19 protein-coding genes are annotated in these 19,856 nt (G+C 32.5%); all 19 read left to right on the forward strand.

The genetic code is table 11. The features are described 5' to 3' along the window. Positions 1-160 precede the first annotated feature (160 nt). The 19 genes from GON26_RS07395 (at position 161) to GON26_RS07480 (ending at position 19,719) form a co-directional block, all read left to right on the forward strand. Complete coding sequence (locus tag GON26_RS07395; protein ID WP_160374119.1) at positions 161-649, forward strand: hypothetical protein; 489 nt, start codon at positions 161-163, stop codon at positions 647-649. A 214-nt stretch (positions 650-863) separates the two neighbouring features. Further along, positions 864-2,492 (forward strand): outer membrane protein assembly factor BamB family protein, encoded by a 1,629-nt coding sequence (locus GON26_RS07400; RefSeq protein WP_160374121.1) that lies wholly within the window; start codon positions 864-866, stop codon positions 2,490-2,492. Positions 2,493-2,939: 447 nt separating this feature from the next. Then, positions 2,940-5,471 carry a PIG-L family deacetylase gene (locus GON26_RS07405; RefSeq protein ID WP_160374122.1) on the forward strand — a complete coding sequence of 844 codons (2,532 nt, stop codon included), beginning with the start codon at positions 2,940-2,942 and terminating at the stop codon, positions 5,469-5,471. Positions 5,472-5,594: 123 nt separating this feature from the next. Beyond that, entirely contained in the window at positions 5,595-7,322 is a 1,728-nt protein-coding gene (locus GON26_RS07410; protein ID WP_160374124.1) for a sodium:solute symporter, read from the forward strand. 125 nt (positions 7,323-7,447) lie between these two features. Then, positions 7,448-7,570, forward strand: a complete 123-nt coding sequence (locus tag GON26_RS21770; protein ID WP_262885433.1) for a hypothetical protein — start codon at positions 7,448-7,450, stop codon at positions 7,568-7,570. A 211-nt stretch (positions 7,571-7,781) separates the two neighbouring features. Further along, entirely contained in the window at positions 7,782-8,231 is a 450-nt protein-coding gene (locus GON26_RS07415) for a hypothetical protein (RefSeq protein WP_160374126.1), read from the forward strand. A gap of 174 nt (positions 8,232-8,405) precedes the next feature. Further along, a complete protein-coding gene (locus tag GON26_RS07420; protein ID WP_160374127.1) occupies positions 8,406-8,981 on the forward strand; it encodes a DUF417 family protein in 576 nt (191 codons plus the stop codon). A 159-nt stretch (positions 8,982-9,140) separates the two neighbouring features. Further along, on the forward strand, positions 9,141-9,662 hold the full coding sequence (locus GON26_RS07425; protein WP_160374129.1) for a hypothetical protein: 522 nt from the start codon (positions 9,141-9,143) through the stop codon (positions 9,660-9,662). A 105-nt stretch (positions 9,663-9,767) separates the two neighbouring features. Further along, complete coding sequence (locus GON26_RS07430; RefSeq protein ID WP_160374131.1) at positions 9,768-10,460, forward strand: lipocalin-like domain-containing protein; 693 nt, start codon at positions 9,768-9,770, stop codon at positions 10,458-10,460. 385 nt (positions 10,461-10,845) lie between these two features. Further along, positions 10,846-11,184, forward strand: coding sequence for a type II toxin-antitoxin system HigB family toxin (locus GON26_RS07435; RefSeq protein WP_160374133.1), 339 nt, complete (start codon positions 10,846-10,848; stop codon positions 11,182-11,184). Between the two features lie 30 nt (positions 11,185-11,214). Next, the gene (locus GON26_RS07440; protein ID WP_160374135.1) at positions 11,215-11,778 is read left to right on the forward strand and encodes a transcriptional regulator; all 564 of its coding nucleotides are present in this window, start codon (positions 11,215-11,217) and stop codon (positions 11,776-11,778) included. Positions 11,779-12,291: 513 nt separating this feature from the next. Continuing rightward, positions 12,292-13,947 carry a sensor histidine kinase gene (locus tag GON26_RS07445; RefSeq protein ID WP_160374137.1) on the forward strand — a complete coding sequence of 552 codons (1,656 nt, stop codon included), beginning with the start codon at positions 12,292-12,294 and terminating at the stop codon, positions 13,945-13,947. Next, a complete protein-coding gene (locus GON26_RS07450; RefSeq protein WP_160374139.1) occupies positions 13,944-14,576 on the forward strand; it encodes a response regulator in 633 nt (210 codons plus the stop codon). The genes GON26_RS07445 and GON26_RS07450 overlap by 4 nt, the downstream gene beginning before the upstream one ends. Before the next feature lie 115 nt (positions 14,577-14,691). Further along, the gene (locus GON26_RS07455; RefSeq protein WP_160374140.1) at positions 14,692-15,012 is read left to right on the forward strand and encodes a hypothetical protein; all 321 of its coding nucleotides are present in this window, start codon (positions 14,692-14,694) and stop codon (positions 15,010-15,012) included. 560 nt (positions 15,013-15,572) lie between these two features. Beyond that, entirely contained in the window at positions 15,573-16,520 is a 948-nt protein-coding gene (locus tag GON26_RS07460; RefSeq protein ID WP_160374142.1) for a hypothetical protein, read from the forward strand. Beyond that, on the forward strand, positions 16,520-16,882 hold the full coding sequence (locus GON26_RS07465) for a hypothetical protein (RefSeq protein WP_160374144.1): 363 nt from the start codon (positions 16,520-16,522) through the stop codon (positions 16,880-16,882). The genes GON26_RS07460 and GON26_RS07465 overlap by 1 nt, the downstream gene beginning before the upstream one ends. Positions 16,883-17,050: 168 nt before the next feature. Next, on the forward strand, positions 17,051-17,686 hold the full coding sequence (locus GON26_RS07470; protein ID WP_160374146.1) for a hypothetical protein: 636 nt from the start codon (positions 17,051-17,053) through the stop codon (positions 17,684-17,686). Between the two features lie 167 nt (positions 17,687-17,853). Further along, on the forward strand, positions 17,854-18,873 hold the full coding sequence (locus tag GON26_RS07475; RefSeq protein ID WP_160374148.1) for a hypothetical protein: 1,020 nt from the start codon (positions 17,854-17,856) through the stop codon (positions 18,871-18,873). A 204-nt stretch (positions 18,874-19,077) separates the two neighbouring features. Then, entirely contained in the window at positions 19,078-19,719 is a 642-nt protein-coding gene (locus tag GON26_RS07480) for a DUF6000 family protein (protein WP_160374150.1), read from the forward strand. Positions 19,720-19,856 lie beyond the last annotated feature (137 nt).

Below are 19,856 nucleotides of genomic sequence, written 5' to 3' on the forward strand. Positions count from 1 at the left end.
ACACTTTACATAATATTCTGAAAATCAATGATTTTATTTTTAACTACAAAAATAAAAATCGACAAAGTGCATTTTTTTACAGAGGAACGGTATTTGTTTTTTTATTTTTGGCACAGTATATGAATATTCATATCCAGATTAACATAAAAAAACAATTAAAATGAAAACGCTAAAATTAACAATCCTCGGAATATTTCTTTTGGTTGCAAATGCCACACAAGCTCAGGTTTCTATTAATGTAAATATTGGTTCGCCTCCTGAATGGGGACCTGTTGGATACACAAAAATGGAATATTATTATTTGCCGGATATCGAGGCGTATTATGATGTTCGTGCTACTCAGTTTATTTATTTTGGCGGTGGAAAATGGATTCGTTCCAGCCGTTTGCCAAGACAATACAGAAATTATGATTTGTATGGTGGATACAAAGTGGTACTAAACGATTATCATGGTAGAACACCTTACGCATATTTTGACAGACATAGAGTAAAATATTATAAAGGGTATCATGGTGCACCACAAAGACCTTATAAACCAAAAGGTCATAAACATCATCATGACGATCATCATGACCACGACAGAGGACATGGAAAAGGACATGGAAAAGGGCATAAACATGACGGACCTTACAATCCTGGTAGAAGATAAATTATAATTTTCTAAAAATTAGATAAAATCGAGTACTCATTCAATATGATACTCGATTTTTTTTATGGATCAAACCAATTAAAAAAAGTCAATTATTTACTGTTTTAACAAAAATCATCCTTTTAAGACAATCAGTGTTAAAATAATGATAACCAACAAGAAACAAAGATAAGAATTACGTAAATTTGCACGCTTAATAAAAGAGAGAAGAATTATGAAGAAGAGAATTTACTTATTATCATTTTTATCATTATCATTATTTACATTTTGTGAAAAAAATGATGACCTTACGGATGACAATCAATCACAAACTGATAACAATATCGAAATTAGTAACGATGTTACCACTTTGAATAAAAGACTTGATTATACAAATTCAGGAGTAATCTCGATAGTAAATTCTTCTTCAACAAGAAAAATGGCTTCAGCAACGGCAAACGATTTTCCGTTAGTTCAAATTGCCGAAGTAAATCCTCCCACAGATAGCAACGGCCGAACGCTGCAAGCCAATCACGTAGCTGTAAACGGAAACTTTGCCTATGTTGCCTACACCATGAAAGGAAATGTGTATTCTGGAGCAATAGATGTTATCGATGTTTCAGATCCTTACAAACCCAAATTAATCACTTCAGCTTTGATTACTGATACTGATATCACTTCACTAACCTATTCAAACGGAAAACTAATTATTGCTGGCGCGACAAGTATGGATAAAAATCCAACATTAACGAGCCCTTCAATTGTAATTAATATGCAATTGAGTTCTGGTGTATTAACAGAAAATTATACTGTAAATCAGCTGGAAGGCCAGGTAACTACTGATGTTGCTGCTAATTCTACTTCGTATTTTGCGGTAACCGGAGATGCTGGAAGTTTGTTTAAAATCGATGCTAATTCGAAACAAGTTATTGGAAAAACAACTCTTGAAGATTTACGTTCGTTAGCAATTAATGGAGATAAAATCGTGACTTTAAGTGGTACCAAAGGAATTAATATTTACAACTCAACAACACTTAATTTACAAAAAAGCTTCACTACTTCTACCGATGTTAGCGGTGCGAAAAGAACGATTGATTTTGACGGACAAAAACTTTTGGTAGCTGAAGGCTATAATGGTTTAGGTGCGTATGATATCAACAGTGGTTCAAAATTGCAGGCCATTCCGTTAGTAAATGCTGGAGGAGATAATGTAACCAATGCTGTTTCTGTAAACGAAGGTTATGTTTTTGTAGCCAATGGTGCAGCGGGTTTAAATGTTTACGAAACAGGTACTCAGCTTAATTTATTAGGAACTGTCGCTATCGAAGGTTCTTCAAACTACGTAAAATCTAGTGGCGACTTTATTTATGTTGCCAGTGGAAAAGGTGGTTTGAAAATCATCAAAATGGAAAAACCAGACAGTAATTTTTTAAATTGTGAATCATACCCTGCCTACAATCAAGGACAGGATTTGATCCTAAATTCTAACGAAGTAAAATCTTTTTCAGGCTCAACAGCAATCAATTCGATAATTGTAAATTCGGGTGGAATTTTAAATCATTGTGGTTCAATTACAGTTCAAAATAATTTGATTTTGAATAGCGGAGGAACTTTTAATATGAGAGGAACTTTGGCACAAGGTAAATACCAACAGTCAAACCCGACAGAACTTATCATCAACAGCAATGCTATTTTGCAAGTTGAAGGAACAGTTGTGATTTGGGGAGATTTACGATTGAATAGCGGTGCGAAAATTAATTTTATAGGAAATAATTCTTCCATCACAATTTACGGAAAAGTAACCAAAGGAAGCAATATTACCATTACAGGAAACTATACCGATACGGAAAACAAGTTAAAATAAATTTTATATCCTAAGAATACCACAAGGTTTGTTTACAAATCATTCTTGATGAAGCCGCTAGAAATTCTAGTGGCTTTTTTTATGGACCACCGATTTTACAGATGAAACGGGGTTTTACAGATTGATTTTTCTTCTTATTTCAAACACAATCTTGTCATCCGTAGAAATCTCTGCCTATGCTTATTAGCAAGTTTAGAGATTCCTGCGGAATGACAAACTAAACGTTAATGACAATGACAACTTTTGAATCCATTCTCTAGTAAGAAGTAAATTTAGATCACGGGTTTTCACAAAAGAAAAATTTAAAAATCTTTTAAATCCTATAAATCTGTGGTTAAAAAATAATTTCATTAAGAAATAAAAGCTAAACATTAACATATTGTTTAAATACGCTTCAAGAATATAATTAGTATTTTTGAAGCACTTTCAAAAACTATAAACCAAATTATGCGAAAAATTGCCATACAATCTTTCTTTATTTTTTTAATAGGACTCTCCTTTTCCTTTGCGCAGCAACCTCAAAAACCAAGTTCCGTAGAAATTTACAATCAAATCAAAAAATTAAATTTTCTGGGTTCTGTTTTGTATGTGGCGGCACATCCTGATGACGAAAATACCCGTTTGATTTCGTATTTGTCTAGTGAAATGAACGCACGAACTGGTTATTTATCGCTAACCCGTGGTGATGGAGGGCAAAATTTAATTGGACCGCAACTGAGAGAATTGTTGGGCGTAATTCGTACGCAGGAATTAATAGAAGCCAGAAAAATAGACGGTGGAGAACAGTTTTTCTCTCGTGCCAATGATTTTGGTTTTTCAAAAAATCCGGATGAAACGTTACAAATCTGGGATAAAGACAAAGTTTTGGCTGATATGATCTGGACGATTCGAAAATTTCAACCCGACATCATTATCAATCGTTTTGATCATCGCTCGCCTGGAACCACACACGGACATCACACCTCTTCGGCCATGCTGAGTGTAGAAATTTTTGATTTAACCAATGATCCAAAAGTATTTCCGGAACAATTAAAATATGTAAAACCCTGGCAGGTAAAACGGGAATTTTTTAATCCATCCTGGTGGTTTTACGGCAGTCAGGAAAAATTCGATGCTGCCAATAAATCTAAATTCACCAAACTGGAAACAGGCGTTTATTATAATGGAATTGGAAAATCGAATCAGGAAATCGCAGCGTTAAGCCGCAGTCGCCATCAATCGCAAGGTTTTGGCAGTACCGGAAGCCGTGGTGATGATACCGAATATTTAGAATTGATAAAAGGAGAAGATCCAAAAGAAAGAGATCATTTATTTGACGGAATTGACACCTCCTGGAACCGTGTGAAAAACGGAAAACCTGTTGGCGAATTAATCTCTAAAATTATCGAAAAATATGATTTTAATAACCCATCTGCAAGTATTCCTGATTTGGTAAAAGCCTATTCGATGATGCAGTCTTTAGAAGATGATCATTGGAAAACTTTAAAATCTACAGCTATAAAAAATATTATTGCAGCTAGTGCTGGTTTGTATCTTGAAGCGGTTGCTCAGGAACAGGAAGCAACGCCTGGAAGTACTATTCAGCTTACATTAGAAACCATCAATCGTAGTGCAATTGAGATGCAGTTAGTCAGTGTAACTTCATTGCCTGACAACAAAACTACTGTTCAAAATAGTGATTTAAACAATAACAGCGACCAGAAAACAAAGCTATCCATACAACTTCCTTCTAATTTAGAATATACACAACCGTATTGGCTGAAAGAAAAAGCCTCTGTGGGAATGTACACTGTTTCGAATCAGGAAAATATTGGGATTCCAGATATTATAAGGGAAGTAAAAGTGATCTTTAATATTAAAATTAATGGTATTGAAATTCCGTTTGAACGCACCGTTGTTTACAAATACAATGACGGTGTAAAAGGCGAAATGTATAATTTTCTGGATATTGTTCCTGAAGTTACCACTTCTATTTTAGAGAAAGTTTTAATTTTTAATGGCAATCGAACCAAAATGATTCCGGTAAAAGTTCGTGCCGGGAAAGATAATATCAAAGGAAATCTGCAACTCGAATTGCCTAATAGCTGGATGGTTTCGCCAAAACAAATTCCGTTTGTTTTAGATAAAAAAGGTACAGAACAAACCTTTTATTTTGAAGTAATTGCGCCATCACAACCCGAAGAAACGGTTGCCAAATCGATTGCTATTGTTGATGGAAAACGTTTTGACAAAGACCTGACTATCATTGATTACAGCCACATTACCAAACAAATGGTTCTGAAACCAGCCGAGTCAAAATGTATCAAACTAGATTTAAAAACCAATGGTGATGCCATTGCCTACATTATGGGAGCCGGCGATGAAGTTCCTGAAAGTCTCACCCAAATGGGCTATAAAGTTACGATTTTGAAACCTGAAGAAATTACGCCTGAAAGATTAGATGCGTTCAACGTAGTAATTACGGGAGTCCGTGCTTACAACACCGTAAACGCATTGGCAAACAAGCAAAATATTTTGTTTGATTTTGTAAAAAGCGGCAAAAATATGATTGTACAATACAATACAAACGGAAGACTGATAACCGATCATATTGCGCCTTATGCTCTAAAACTTTCTAATGATCGTGTGACCGAAGAAAATGCAAAAATTACTTTTCTGGCACCCAATCACCCGATTTTGAATTCGCCAAACAAAATTAGCGAGAAAGATTTTCAGGGCTGGACACAAGAGCAGGGTTTGTATTATCCTAATGATTATGACGAAGCCTTCACTCCTATTATTTCCTCGCATGACAAAGGCGAATCGGCTAAAAAAGGTGCTTTATTAGTGGCTCCCTACGGAAAAGGATACTACATTTACACAGGGCTGAGTTTCTTCAGGGAATTACCCGAAGGTGTTTCCGGAGCTTACCGATTATTATCTAATATGATTTCGTTGAAACAACCTCTAGAAGCTCCTAAACCAGAAATTAAGCGCTAAATCACAAAAAAAATGGAACCCAAAAAAACTAAAAAATGGAAAAAGAGCTACACCTATGTGTTGGTAGCCAATGCCATTTATATTCTGATTTTTTTCTTAATCATGCAATTATACTCATAACCTATGCAATTATTTGATTGGATTGTTCTTATCGTAACCCTTTTATTCATTGTAGTTTACGGCTCCTGGAAAACGAAAGGAAGTAAAAGTGTCGAAGACTTTATTTTAGGAAATAACGAAACTCCTTGGTACACTGTTGGACTTTCGGTAATGGCAACTCAGGCGAGTGCGATTACTTTTTTGTCAACACCAGGGCAAGCGTATCACGACGGAATGGGTTTTGTACAATTTTATTTCGGATTGCCGATTGCCATGATTGTCATTTGCGTGACTTTTATTCCGATGTATCATAAAGCCAAAGTATATACGGCTTACGAGTTTTTAGAAAAACGTTTTGATGTAAAAACACGTTCTTTAGCAGCCATTTTATTTTTGGTACAAAGAGGTTTAGGAACCGGATTGACCATTTATGCGCCAGCAATTATTTTGTCGGCACTTTTGGGATGGAACCTTACTTTTATGAATATTATAATTGGTCTTTTGGTAATCGTTTATACCTTTTCTGGTGGAACCAAAGCGGTAAACGTAACCCAAAAGCAGCAAATGTTTGTCATCATGTCCGGAATGTTTATCACGTTTTTTCTGATTTTACATTATTTACCGCAAGACATGACCATTTCGAGTGCCATGCATATCGCAGGAGCCAATGATAAAATGAATATCGTAGATTTTTCTTTTGATCCTGAAGAAAAATACACTATTTGGAGTGGAATTACAGGAGGTTTTTTCCTGGCTCTCGCCTATTTTGGAACCGATCAATCACAAGTTGGCCGTTATTTGTCCGGAAAGTCGGTGAAAGAAAGCCAAATGGGATTGATTATGAACGGTCTTTTAAAAGTTCCTATGCAGTTTTTTATACTGTTGACCGGTGTAATGGTATTTGTGTTTTTTCAGTTCAATCCTGTTCCGCTGAACTTCAATCCGAATAATAAAATTGTCATTGAAAAATCGGCTTACAAAGAGGAATATCACGCTTTAGAAACCAAACTAGAGAAACTATCCGAAGATAAAAAAGTAATTAATTTATTGTATATCGAACAGCTGAATCTCGATTATGATAATCCTATTTTACGAAAAGAACTGGTAGCTTTATCGAATAAAGAAAAAGACCTGCGCGACCGTGCTAAAGAAATTATCTCAAAAGCCGATAGCAACAGCGAGACGAACGATAAAGATTATGTATTTTTTCACTTTATTTTGCATTATTTACCCAAAGGACTTATCGGATTATTATTGGCTGTAATTCTATCCGCAGCCATGTCATCTACTGCTTCCGGATTGAATGCTTTGGCTTCGACAACGGCAATTGATATTTATAAACGAAATCTCAAAACCGAAAAATCAGATAAACATTATCTGAATGCCACTAAGTTTTTCACGCTTTTCTGGGGAATCATCGCAATCCTTTTCGCCTGCGTAGGAACATTGTTCGAGAACCTGATTCAGCTGGTAAACATCATTGGTTCTATTTTCTACGGAACCGTTTTGGGTATCTTTTTGGTTGGATTTTATTTGCGACGCGTTCAGGCAAAAGCCATGTTTTATAGTGCCATTGTAAGTCAGTTAACCATTTTCGTCATCTATTATTTCATGATTTACATTTACCCAAGCGGTCAGGAAAAACTGGGGTATTTGTGGCTGAATTTTATTGGTGCAATGTTAACGATTTTACTATCGCTGTTTGTACAAATTGCTTTTTTCAGAAAGAAAATGAGCACTCTGGAGCCTTAGAATTAGTATATAAACAAACAGTATTAAAATACAGCTTTATGGCACAATGCTAGCTAATATGTGGTAGATGGGAGCTGTTTAATGGCTTGTATATACAAGTTATGCCCATTTTTAGAACGACACGTATGACAACAAACATTTGGATAGAAAAAGGTTGGGGCGACTCAGTTGAGCACGCAACATTTGACGACATAAAATCCGCAATTGAAGAAACAATACGAATGGACAAAGAACACGGAGTTTTTTAGGTTGGACACATGGAGAACGAATTTATCCTTGAGGTCAACAAAAACCTTGACCTATTTTTTGTTTATGGAGAAAATCAAGATGAGCAAATTCAAACTAAACTTGACAATTGGGATGACGTAAAACACTTCTTTAAATTATATTTTGACAACGAATTTGAAAAATTAAAGGCACAAATTGAGTTGAGACAATTTACATACAAGAAACTGACAAATGGATAACTTTTATATACCCAAGACAGAAATCGAACTTGAAAATTGGATGAAAGAAAACTGCTTCAACTTCAATAGTTATTCCATAAATGGAAGCAGTATTTATGAAGGTTTTGGAATTGACAAATCAGGTGAACTTTATATTTGGTATTATACAGAACGTGGACAAAAAGACAATTTGAAATATTTCAAGTCAGAAACTGAAATTGTTGAATATGCTTTTAATCAAATTAAGTCTGACAAATGGGCAAAGACACATTGCATTGGTTTTTCGACTGACTTAAATAAAATCAATAATTTGAAAAACATATTACAGACAAACGAAACAGATTTCTTTGAAGACAAAATACCATATTACGGAATAGACAGACCTGTTTATAGAGTGTTTGTATTAGGTTGCGAGATTAAAAAGACAGAATATTTAAAAGAAAAATATTGGACAGAAAAATAAAACTGGGCATAACAGCAACTATACGCAAGTTAGGATTCACTTTTCTATGAAAGTTTAGTGCTTAATCCAATATCTTTTCTTTTAATGAAGTTCAGTGCAAAAAACCTCCACCTGCGTGTAACTGCTAAATATTAGTAATTCTAAACAAACAGAAAAAAATAAAATAAAAAGACAATGAACACATTAATTAATATTTTAGGAAATAGTCAGAGGCATTTTATCAATCTGGCACGCATATCAATATTTATAGTAATGACTTGGATTGGTGGACTAAAAGCCTATCAATATGAAGCAGACGGAATTGTTCCGTTTGTGGCAAATAGTCCATTTATGTCTTTCTTTTATGCGAATGAAGCACCTGAATATAACGATTATAAAAACCCCGAAGGGAAAGTAGTTCAAAAAAACATTGACTGGCACAAGGAAAACAAAACATATATTTTTGCTTATGGTTTGGGAACGGTGATTGTAATTATAGGGGTTTTAACATTACTTGGAATTTGGTATTCTAAGATTGGACTATTTGGCGGACTATTAACATTTGGAATGTCACTCGTTACATTGACATTTTTAATTACTACTCCAGAAGTTTATGTGCCAGATCTGGGCGGAGACTTCCCAACACCAGAATTTGGTTTTCCATATTTATCAGGTGCAGGCAGATTAGTATTAAAAGACGTCATAATGATGACTGCCGGGCTTATTTGTGCATCAGACTGTGCACAGCGACTTTTAGGCAAGGCAAAATAAGAACTACCTAATAAGAGCTACTGATTGAATTTATAATGGTTTGCTTCACCTTTTTGCTATTGCTTTGGTGGTAAATCCGAAGAGAGCTTAATTTAGTCCAAAACCCGCTGTATTAGCGGGATGTTAGCGGCTTTTTCACTAAAAACAAATCGAGACAATATGGGATATTTTTGGTCAATGGGTATTAGCTTTAAAAACATAGAACTTGCTGAACAAGCTAATTCAAACATTGGAAATTTAATACTAAGCGATAATACATTCGTTGCTTTGAAAAAACATATAGTTTTTAATGCAAAATTAAAAACTCATGTTCTGACAATTTATCCAGAAGGGATGGAATTTGGTGACGGAAAAAAGTTGTTTTCTCATCCATTTTTTCAAGATATTAAAGTCCAATTGAATGACATCGTTTTGAATTTGGAAACAGACTTTAATATAGCTTTCTTTGAATTCGAAGCTGCGGATTACTTAGAGCACGATGACATTGTTGAAGATATATTGACATTAGGTTTAGGAGAAATCAAAATGTCCGATCCAAATTCTCCATATTTCGAAGAAGAATATTACGTCGCAAAAAGGTATTATGATGGTTTAATACTTTCAAATGATGAATATAAAAAAATTGCTGTTAGATATCCCCAATTTAAGTATTTCAAAAACGGATATGTTCGGTTACAATAGAAATAGCCGCTAACACAGATTTGGCAAGATTTGGGTTTTATGCTTAATTTAAAATTAGTTTTGTATTTGTAAATTTGTGTTCTCCCAAAAAATATCCAACCAAAAATGAGGAAAATAAATTTTATAAAATATTCAATTTTATTGTTGACTTTAATTGAAATAAATTTTGGCTATTCACAGTCAAAAATTAAAGATTGTAATGAAAATATAGCTTTTAAAAACACCTACTTTGAGAATATCAAAAATGTAGAAAATTTGATTTATAAAGAACAAAATGAATCATTCCATAATTCGCTAAAATTCATTTCACAATATTCTCATGTTTCTTACGAATCAATGGCTAATTATTCAAGAACATATCCAGGTGGCATTTTCGAAAATGATAAAAAACTTTGGATTAAATGGTACGAAGAAAATAAATGCAATAACATTCAATTTAAAAAAGCATATATACAAATAGTAAATTTTGAAGACATTGAAATTTATGGAATATTAGAAGGAACTTGGCAAGTTGAAAAAGTCATGTTAGATGGAGAAAATAATGAACTTACAAAAACATTTTCAACTAATCGTCTCAAATTTCATAATGATGGTACATTTTTCGAAACTCCAAAAACTGAAAAGTCAGCAAAAGGTACTTGGAAATATGACAGACAAAAAAAAATTATCGAACTGATAGAAAATGAAAATGTAATCGGCGTAATTAAATCTATTGAAAATGGAAAAATGGTCTATGCACCAAAAACAGATTCAAAATCCCCCGGAAATTATGAAATGCATTTAAACAAATTGAAATAAATACTACCACTTACATCTAAAGTTTCGTTTCGTGGGTAGCACGACAAAACCGCTCTACATCCAACCCTTATAGGTTTTTCGATAAATGATTGCAGAAATTTCAAGAGGCTATTACGCCTCTTTTTTTTGGAGAGACGTCTTCTAAACCTGAAAAACACATTTACTGACAAGAAACACCTATGCAAAGTTGCATTCTTAAAATACGAAAAATCTTATTTTAAAAACAATACTTTCCTATATTTGTTTACAACAAAACAGAGTTTTTTTCACAGACTAACACTAGACAGAACTTTAGTCTAACTCAAAAAAAACTCGTCAATATAAAATAACAGAACTTAAAAGTTCTGAAATAATCAGAACTTTTATACATATATTTGTACTCGTAATGGAAATAATAGGAAAAAAGCATTTAGAAAAGCTGAAAAGTAAAAACAAGGGAAACATCTTATTACACCATGCAATAGATAAATTATTTGATGATTTAAAGGATAGCAATTGGGACAATAAATTAGATGTTATTAATGAAAGACCAGATGCTGATTGCGTTTATGATGATTTTTATTTTTTTGACATTAATATTCATAGAGTTTTTATATTAATAGAATTTGAAGACGATGAAGCAACAATAATATGGTGTGGAAATCATGATGATTATGAAACCACATTTAAAAACAATAAAAGTACTATCAAGAAATGGTTAAAAAATAAAGGATACATTTTATAAATTCTTTTATAAACAACTTTAAAAAAAAAAATGAAAACACAAATAGATTTAAAACAGATATTAAAAAAAGGACATATTTCTGATGAAATTGGTCTTGAAAGAGCAATGATTCTAGATAGAAAACTTCGACTACTCATTAAAGAAAACCCTGAATTAGCTGACGAGAGAAAACAACTTCGAGCAATTATCAAAGAATATGAAAATAAACATTGGAGTAAAGATTCCATTATTTCTGATGAAAAAATACAAGAAAGTGATTTTGCAGAGTTTATAGCGGAACAAGAAAGAAGATTTGTTGAAAACCGAAAAAATGTAATTAAAGATAAGATTTCAGAACATGGTATAAATCAACAAGATTTAGGTATAATTTTAGGCCATAGTAAATCTTATATGTCAGAACTTATGAATGGAATTAGCCCTTTTAACAATAGAGATTTAATAATTATTCATCGCTTATTTCAAATTAAACTTGAAAATCTAATTCCTACAATTATACCTCAAAAAGATAGAACTAAAATTAAAGCATCACTATTAAAAATAAATAAACCAACTATAAAATTAGCCAAAATAGATTTAGAAAAAAGCTTCTCCTAACAGCTAAAATTTCGTTGTGTACATAACAAAAACAATGAAACTCCAGTTGAACAAACCGCTCTACATCCAACCCTTATAGGTTTTTCGATAAATAATTACAGGAATTTCAAGAGGCTATTATGCCTCTTTTTTTATCAATCACACTTTATTTAGTCATTAGCTTCATTGTTGTAGCAAGTTTTTATTTAATTATAATTTTGCTACAAAAAACGTAGCAAAATTATTCTAATTTAATTTTTTGCTACAGAAAGTGCAGCAATTTTTTTTTGCTTTTCATTTTGCCACAGAAAGTGTAGCAATTTTTTTTAAAATTTTATTTTGTTGCAACTGCTGTGATTTTTTTTAAAACTATTTTTATGTCACACCAAATACTATAAAATTATTTTTATTTTCATTTTGTGGCAACCAAACTCCAAACCCAGTATATTTACATCAATAAGAAACCTGAAAAAAAGTTATATTTATAACTTGAATCAGTCCTGCTCAACCACTTTATCTTTAAAATAGATTGTAATGAACATCAAAACATTAATACTCATTATAATTAATAGTTTAATTGCACTGGTAATTGCTTTATTATCTTTTTCTTCATACAAGCAGTTTTCAAACGTTTTAAACGATCGTATTTTACTGCAGTTAAATTCTATTAAAACACTCAAGCAAAACCAGATTGAACATATATTAAAATCAGACTGGGAGCGGTTTGAGGCTTCCGAATTGTACAGCCAAAACATTGACACTACCGTATTAATACTTCCGGATAGTATTAAAAAAAGTAACGGAATTCACGATTTTACCGCGTACCATGTGGATAAAAAAACAACAATAGGTTTTATCTCCAATTCTACAAAGGGCACACGAATTAAAATCTTCGATTACAATAAAATTAAAAAAATACTCCTTGAACGTACCGGAATGGGTGACAGCGGCGAATCCTATCTGGTGGGCGAAGATTTCCACATGCGTTCCCAATCCCGTTTTTATCCCAATAAAACCCCTTACACCTTATATGTTAAAACCAAAGGCGTGACCAATGCTTTTAAAGGCATAAATGGCAGAGGTGTTTTTGAGGATTACAGAGGTATTGAGGTATATAGCGTGTACAGTCTCATAATAGTTGGAAAAATGAAGATGGTTATTCTGTCTGAAATAGATGTTGAGGAGGTAACTATTCCCTTAAAACAATTGAAGGAAAGATTGGTAGGATTAACGCTGGGTATTTTTTTACTGGCTGTTATGCTTTCTCTTTTTCTAACCAGATTTATTACCAACCCCATTAAGAATATGCAAAAAAGTCTCCGGATTATGGCTGAAGGAGACTATAACCAAACCAATGAATTTATAAAAAATTCTAAGGAAATAAAGGAAATGTTTGATGCTTTGGCCAATCTGAAAGCTTCTTTGCAGGGTGCCGTAAAATTCTCTGATGATATTGGTAAAATGAATTTACAGACCGATTTTAAACCTAAAAGTTCCAATGATCTCCTGGGAAAAAGCCTTTTGGCGATGAGAGACAAACTGATAGAGTTTAGAAATAATGAAGAAAATACCAGAATACAATCCAAAAGGATGCTGGTTAACGGTTTGGAAGATGAGAGACGCAGACTTTCGCGAGAGCTTCATGATGGTGTTGGCCCCTATTTAACCTCTTTAAAACATTATATTGAAAACCGGGTTAAAAATGAATTAAAGAAAGCAGAAATGAAAAAAATAGTGGACGACACCATTTCTGAAATCAGATTGATGTCGAATGCCCTGATGCCTGCTTCGATAGATGATTTTGGAATTGGAGTTACCCTAACCAACTTTATCGAAAGCCTGAAAAAATCGACCACCGTAACTATTGAATATGAAGATTTGACCCAACAGGAACGTTCTAATATTACCAACCATCAGGCTATTAATCTTTTTAGAATAACGCAGGAGCTAATAAATAACTCCTTAAAACATGCTGATGCCAAAAATATCCGAATTACACTTTCAGAATTTGATGAATTTATTTCTCTTTTTTATTTTGATGATGGAATTGGGTTTGATATCAGGACTGTAAAATTAGGTTTAGGAATTATCAACATCAAAGAACGGGTAGAGATTTGCAATGGTACCATTACCATCCATGCAGTGCCCGGAAATACCACTTTTGAAATCGAATTACCCATAGAATTATGAACGAAATTAAATTAATAATAGCTGATGATCACGAGCTTTTTCGAAACGGACTTGCTGAACTGCTAAGAAAGCATGAAGATATAAAAGTAGTTAAAAGTGTTGGTGATGGTTTACAGTTTATGGAGCTTATCAAAAACCAATTTGAGGCCGATATTGTATTGCTGGACATTACGATGCCCAATATGGATGGCTTTCAGGTTTTGAAAGAATTAAAAGCTGCAAATTCTGCTATAAAACCTATTGTGATTTCGATGCACAATGATGGCAATTACATCGCAAAATGTGCCAAAATGGGTGCTTACGGATACCTCTTAAAAAACACAGACGAAGCGGAATTAATCCTTGCCGTAAGAAGCGTTAATAGCGGAAAAAAATATTTTAGTGCTGAAATTTCCGAAAAAATGATCAACTTCATGTCCACACAAAGTATCAGCGAAGATATTTTGTCTAATAAGGAAACCGAAGTTTTAGGATTAATTTCTAAAGGGTTAACCACCAAAGAAATTGCGGCTAAACTATTTGTGAGTTCACGCACCATAGAAACTCATCGCGCCAATATTTTAAAAAAATTAGAAGTAAAAAATACCGCCGAACTCATAAAAAAAGCAACCAAAATGAATTTAATATAGCGAAATTATAAACAACGCTATCCGTATAAATACGGATGCAGATTGGGTAGATTCACATAATCCCGAAACCCTATTACTGATTGTAACTTTGAAAAAACAATAAAAAGTAACAGTCATGAAAAATATAGTATTGGTTTTAGGCGTTTTATTATTTTCTTTTGGTGCATTTGCACAAGAAGAGAAGCCGAATGTAAAACAGAGTGATTTAAAAGGTCCGGCATTTAAAAATTATAAACATTGGGAGCACGAAACAGTGGCTGTCAAAATATATTCTGAAGAGAATAAAACAGCGCTGCAAGGACCGGCATTTAAAAACCAACAACCCGTGGTTACTCCAAAAGAAAACCTGGTTCAGGTAAAAATAGGTGGTTCTGAAAAACAAAAATTAACTGGACCGGCATACAAAAACTATGGTCCATGGAGTAAAAACTGGTAATATCCCAGTAACCGAATTAGATAATCCAGATCGTTTGCCGCTGTCTAAAATCTGATTCAACTGAGATAAGAAAGCTAAAAAGGCTGTCCGAAAGTAATTTTCGGACAGCTTTTTTTGTTGCTATAAGTTTGTTTTTTGATAAGGAGCTATTTACTTCGTCAGTTCGCTATCGCTCGTGTCCAGCTGTCCGCTATATCTTTTGTGCCGAACCCCAGCACAAAAGGATGCCGCTACCATCTGGGCTAGGGCCATTGGTTTCATAAGTAAGAGTCTGGAATTTTAAATTACTAATTTTGTTATAGTAGCCGAACCATTTAAAAAAATTTCTGAAATACCGTAAAACTACTTGTACTTAGGTCTTAAATTATAGCTATTCTTGCCCTGTACAACTATTTGACGATTATGGTTTTCCGTAAGGGAAATAATAAATAATTGTTGATATTTGTTTAGATGATTTTGTTATACGTATCTATACTTATAGAGGTGGGTATGTATGACTTTATGATACATATATATAAGTTAGCAGTAATTCTAAAACAACATTTAAGTAAACAAGAACTTTGACAATAGAAGATTTTATAAAATTAATTAGACCAAAGTATTATAATAGACTGACGCGATTACTGGTTGTCAGTGGAATTGCTTTACTCTCAAAACCTGTATGGCTTGACATACTGAATCTTTTTCTTGGTGGATTAAAATTATCAATCATTGGAGAATTTGACTGGTTATTAGGGTTAGTAATTATTATAATAGCCTTAATTTACAACACATATCACAGAAAACTTGATTTAGAACATGAATCTAAAAGTAAGCCTGCATTCCAAGAGGTGCAGTACATTAAGTTTACTTATTTTGGAAATCTATGTCAAGAGATACTTCCAATATTAAAAGATAACGAATATATTTTTTTGAATACTGGCCCAACTTGCTCAAACGACTTAGGGCCGTTAAGAACAGATTTAACCGTTTGGGAAAAATTAAAAAAGAAAGCAATACTCCCAAATAATAAGGCAATAAAAAAATTAATAAAAAATAATTTTCAATTAGTACCTGAAAAATATGGAGCGCTTTTTAATAAAATGTTGTTACATATAGATGCTTTTAAGAAACACGTCAAAAATCCTAATTTTGACTATTCTGAATTTCAATTTCCAAAACAATTTGCCGAAGTTATATTTGCCGAGAGTTTTGAGTACGCAAAAACTAATAAGAATTTAGTAAAAAAGCATGAATGGATAAGAAAGAATATTAATGAAAAATACGTTTTAGATTGGATAATTTTTGGATCCATAGTTTTTACACCTGAAAAAGCAAGTGATCTTGACTTAGCAATATTAATGCATGAAGAAAATGACTTTGACCAACTTAGTACGTATATTGAGGGACTCAAATTTGATTTCAAAATCAAATTTAAAAAAGACCTTCATGTATCAATATTCGAAAATACAGAAGTACTAGATTTTATAAGTTTCTCAGAGAAAAATCCGCTAAAAATAAAAAAGTAATGGGAAAAGATTTACACTACTCAATAAGACCATTTATTGAAAATGCACTTAAGCATCATCATGTAGTTAAGGAAGTTAAATCTATTCAAATTGATAATTTCTATGCCTATGAAGTTATTAGAAATGGAATGGATAGTGTTATCGTTGTTTTAAGTGATGATTATTTTTTTGGTGAAAATGCAATTCAAAAAAAACCTGAAATTTTGAAAGACGGTGGTTTTTTTTTAAAAGCGAGACCTGAAGGTGGAGGAATCGAAAAAAGTATCCCTGCTGAAAAACTAGGAATTGGTAGAATAGGAAAATTGTTAGGTGCTCTAAATAGAAATGATTTTTGGAATTACGAACCACCAAAAAAAGATTAAACACCCAAGAACTACTGCTAACAGCCGTTTGGCGTGATTGGGGTTTTAGGCTGAATTTAAAGATGGTTTTGTGTTTGGAAAATTTGTGTTTAACCGAAAAATCTCGCCTCTTTATTCCCCAACCTCACCAAGCGCCGGAACGTTAGCAACCATTAATTTCGAACTCGTATGAAAAAGACATTTTTGATTATAATGATTATGTTTATTAGTTGTAAAAAAAGTGCAACAGAATTTGAATTTAAAACAAAAGATCGAAATATTTTAAATAATGTTAGTTTGCTAAATCAAAAATGTGAAGAGTTATTTCTTAAAAGTTTTTCAGAAAAAGAATTCGAAAAATATTTTAAACTTAACTCTAAAGAAACTTATTTACGATGTGGAGAAAATAAATTTCGATTAAATGATTCTGTAAATTGCAAACCAAACTTTTATAGAATTTCCTATGATTTTAGTTTTGAAAATAACTTCCAAGAAACAATCGAAATTGATTTTGATTCTTTGAATAGGCAAATTAATATAAATACAGATTTACTGAAAGGTTTACGTCGGTTTGCAGACAATAAAATTAAAATAAATAGACAAACGGCTCTAGAGATCGCAAGAAAATATGAAATTTCAGGAGAAAATATAAATATATTCTTTAAGATTTATAAATATCCCAAATCAAGTCCGAAATACAAATCAAAAAATTCTATTCTTTATTATTGGGAAATAACCAAAGAATGTAACCATTGCAATTCAATATCAGTCGATGCAGAAAGTGGAAATGTATTTGAAGAACGAATATCTGAATACGTATATTAACAACAGCTCACAGTCGTTTCACGCAATTGCTCATTTTGTGGTAAGTTCACGCTTACGTTTCGCAAGAATTTTTATCTTTAACAGAAAATAATTGGTTCCGAAGTTCGTAACTGTCGTGAAGAGGCGGAACGTTAGCGGTAATTTTGAACTAATCAAAGCACATATAGTTGACAACAGAAAAGAAACCAAAAAAAATAAAACCAAAAAGTAAAGGGACTGATTTGAAACCATACATGGTTGCTGTTGGAGTTTTATCACTGATTTTACTTTTGTACATTTCATATAGAATGTATGTTACCGAACGAAATTTAATTCCAGTAAGTATATTTGCTTTAATTGCAGGAGCAGTTTTTGAAACAAAACGCTTAACGAAAAAATGGTGGATTGTTATATCAACAGCTCTTGGTTCATTTTTCTTCAGTTTCTTAGCCTTTCTTCCAGGTAAGCGAGAACATCATTATGATTTTGAAAATCATATTCAAATTTGGCCATACTGTTTTCTTATTTTCTTTTTAATATTTACAATTGCTTTTAACAAAGACAAAATAATTCCAAAATTAACCGAAGGAATTACATTACTTCAGTCGATAGTTATTATATATTGGGTTGTAGATTTTGGCTTAATTACAACGGATAATTTATTTTTAATTATTTTATTGTGTTTAGGTTTACTTTTCTCATTTTTTTCTTTTTTTCATGCATTCACAGGCACAGAATTGACACGAACAAGCAGATTAACGTTGAGTATTTGGAGTACAATTATATTTGTTTTACTTGCTACTGAAAATATAATTCGAATTTTTCAAAATGAACAAATCGAAAACACTGAAAATATAACCAGTGGATTTTATATTGGACTTCAATATTTTCTTTTAGGAGTATCTAGCGTCTATATTGTTCAAAACTATTTTATGTTAATTGGTTTTTTACCCGGAAAAGGAACTTTCTTCAATAAACAATACTACAAAGATTTAAAAGAGTTGAAAAGTGATCATATAAAAAGATATTCTATGCAACAAATTGATATTTTACATTCTTTATACTGTATTATCTTCACTAGTGGGATTTTCTATTTAAATTTTCACTACAAAATTGTTCCAAAACATATTGCGATTTGGATTGTGTTTGTGACTTTTCCCTTTATCATATATATTTACGAATATATAACACAAAAAAACAACCACTAACAGCTACAACGGATTTGGACAACTGGCTTAATTGAAAGTTGGTTTTGTATTTGGAAGAATTGCTTCGCCTGTTCGCTATCTCGGGTGGCAAATCCGAAAATAGAGCTTAATTTAGTCACAAACCTACTGTAGCGCCAAGACACGTTGGCGGTAATATTAGCCCAAAATATCCAAATGAAAAATCCAACAAAATTGAAATAATCAATGGAAAATCTAAACCAACAAATCAGACTTCATTCACTTGGTGCAACTGTAAGGCATAAATCTACTTTTGAAAACTTAATTTCTTTCCAAAACGAAGAAAAATTAACCCCTGAATTTATTAAAGAGTGGGCTGTTCCTTTTTATATGAATCTTGAAGAAACTAATCAAGAATGGTTTGAATTATTATTAGATGCAAAAAAGAAAATAACCAAAGAAGATGTTATAAAATTGCTTGGAGATTTTAATTGGAGAACAAGACAAACTGGAGCATTCTTTGCGATAATCAATAACTATACAGATTTAATAGACATTATTGGTATACACTTCCTAAAAAGTGAAGTTTGTTACGCTGGACGAATTTACGCTTATATGTTTGCTAGTTTAAACGACAAAAAATCAACAGAATATTTAGATGATTATTTAGATTATTATTTATCCAAAAGCGAGCTTTGGTTTGACCAAAGTGAAGCTATGGAAGCTTTAGCTTACATCGACAAAATAAATAACAGTAACTTAATTGACAGGCACAAAACAAATTGGCTAAAGTTTATTCAAAATAAACCAAATTGGAAAGCAGAAATCAACACCGAATATTTAGAAAACTATATTGAATTTATAAACAAAGTTAAAGACAATAAATAGAAAGTACTACCGCCAACAGCTACTCCTATGAATTTGGGCAAAAGGCTTATTGGCAAGTTGGTTTTGTATTTGGGATGATTTGCATAACCGAAAGATTACGCATTTATAATCCTAAACCCGCTGTAGTGCCAAAACGT

The organism is Flavobacterium hydrocarbonoxydans (assembly GCF_009789235.1).
Taxonomy (GTDB): Bacteria; Bacteroidota; Bacteroidia; order Flavobacteriales; family Flavobacteriaceae; genus Flavobacterium; species Flavobacterium hydrocarbonoxydans.

Excerpts from the sequence above, each read along its gene's own strand:
- GON26_RS07435 (WP_160374133.1), top strand. The coding sequence starts at position 10,846 with ATGGAAATAATAGGAAAAAAGCATTTAGAAAAGCTGAAAAGTAAAAAC.
- GON26_RS07450 (WP_160374139.1), top strand. The coding sequence starts at position 13,944 with ATGAACGAAATTAAATTAATAATAGCTGATGATCACGAGCTTTTTCGA.
- GON26_RS07395 (WP_160374119.1), top strand. The coding sequence starts at position 161 with ATGAAAACGCTAAAATTAACAATCCTCGGAATATTTCTTTTGGTTGCA.
- GON26_RS07410 (WP_160374124.1), top strand. The coding sequence starts at position 5,595 with ATGCAATTATTTGATTGGATTGTTCTTATCGTAACCCTTTTATTCATT.
- GON26_RS07480 (WP_160374150.1), top strand. The coding sequence starts at position 19,078 with ATGGAAAATCTAAACCAACAAATCAGACTTCATTCACTTGGTGCAACT.
- GON26_RS07440 (WP_160374135.1), top strand. The coding sequence starts at position 11,215 with ATGAAAACACAAATAGATTTAAAACAGATATTAAAAAAAGGACATATT.
- GON26_RS07465 (WP_160374144.1), top strand. The coding sequence starts at position 16,520 with ATGGGAAAAGATTTACACTACTCAATAAGACCATTTATTGAAAATGCA.
- GON26_RS07445 (WP_160374137.1), top strand. The coding sequence starts at position 12,292 with ATGAACATCAAAACATTAATACTCATTATAATTAATAGTTTAATTGCA.
- GON26_RS07420 (WP_160374127.1), top strand. The coding sequence starts at position 8,406 with ATGAACACATTAATTAATATTTTAGGAAATAGTCAGAGGCATTTTATC.
- GON26_RS07405 (WP_160374122.1), top strand. The coding sequence starts at position 2,940 with ATGCGAAAAATTGCCATACAATCTTTCTTTATTTTTTTAATAGGACTC.
- GON26_RS21770 (WP_262885433.1), top strand. The coding sequence starts at position 7,448 with ATGACAACAAACATTTGGATAGAAAAAGGTTGGGGCGACTCAGTTGAG.
- GON26_RS07470 (WP_160374146.1), top strand. The coding sequence starts at position 17,051 with ATGAAAAAGACATTTTTGATTATAATGATTATGTTTATTAGTTGTAAA.
- GON26_RS07430 (WP_160374131.1), top strand. The coding sequence starts at position 9,768 with ATGAGGAAAATAAATTTTATAAAATATTCAATTTTATTGTTGACTTTA.
- GON26_RS07425 (WP_160374129.1), top strand. The coding sequence starts at position 9,141 with ATGGGATATTTTTGGTCAATGGGTATTAGCTTTAAAAACATAGAACTT.
- GON26_RS07455 (WP_160374140.1), top strand. The coding sequence starts at position 14,692 with ATGAAAAATATAGTATTGGTTTTAGGCGTTTTATTATTTTCTTTTGGT.
- GON26_RS07400 (WP_160374121.1), top strand. The coding sequence starts at position 864 with ATGAAGAAGAGAATTTACTTATTATCATTTTTATCATTATCATTATTT.
- GON26_RS07415 (WP_160374126.1), top strand. The coding sequence starts at position 7,782 with ATGGATAACTTTTATATACCCAAGACAGAAATCGAACTTGAAAATTGG.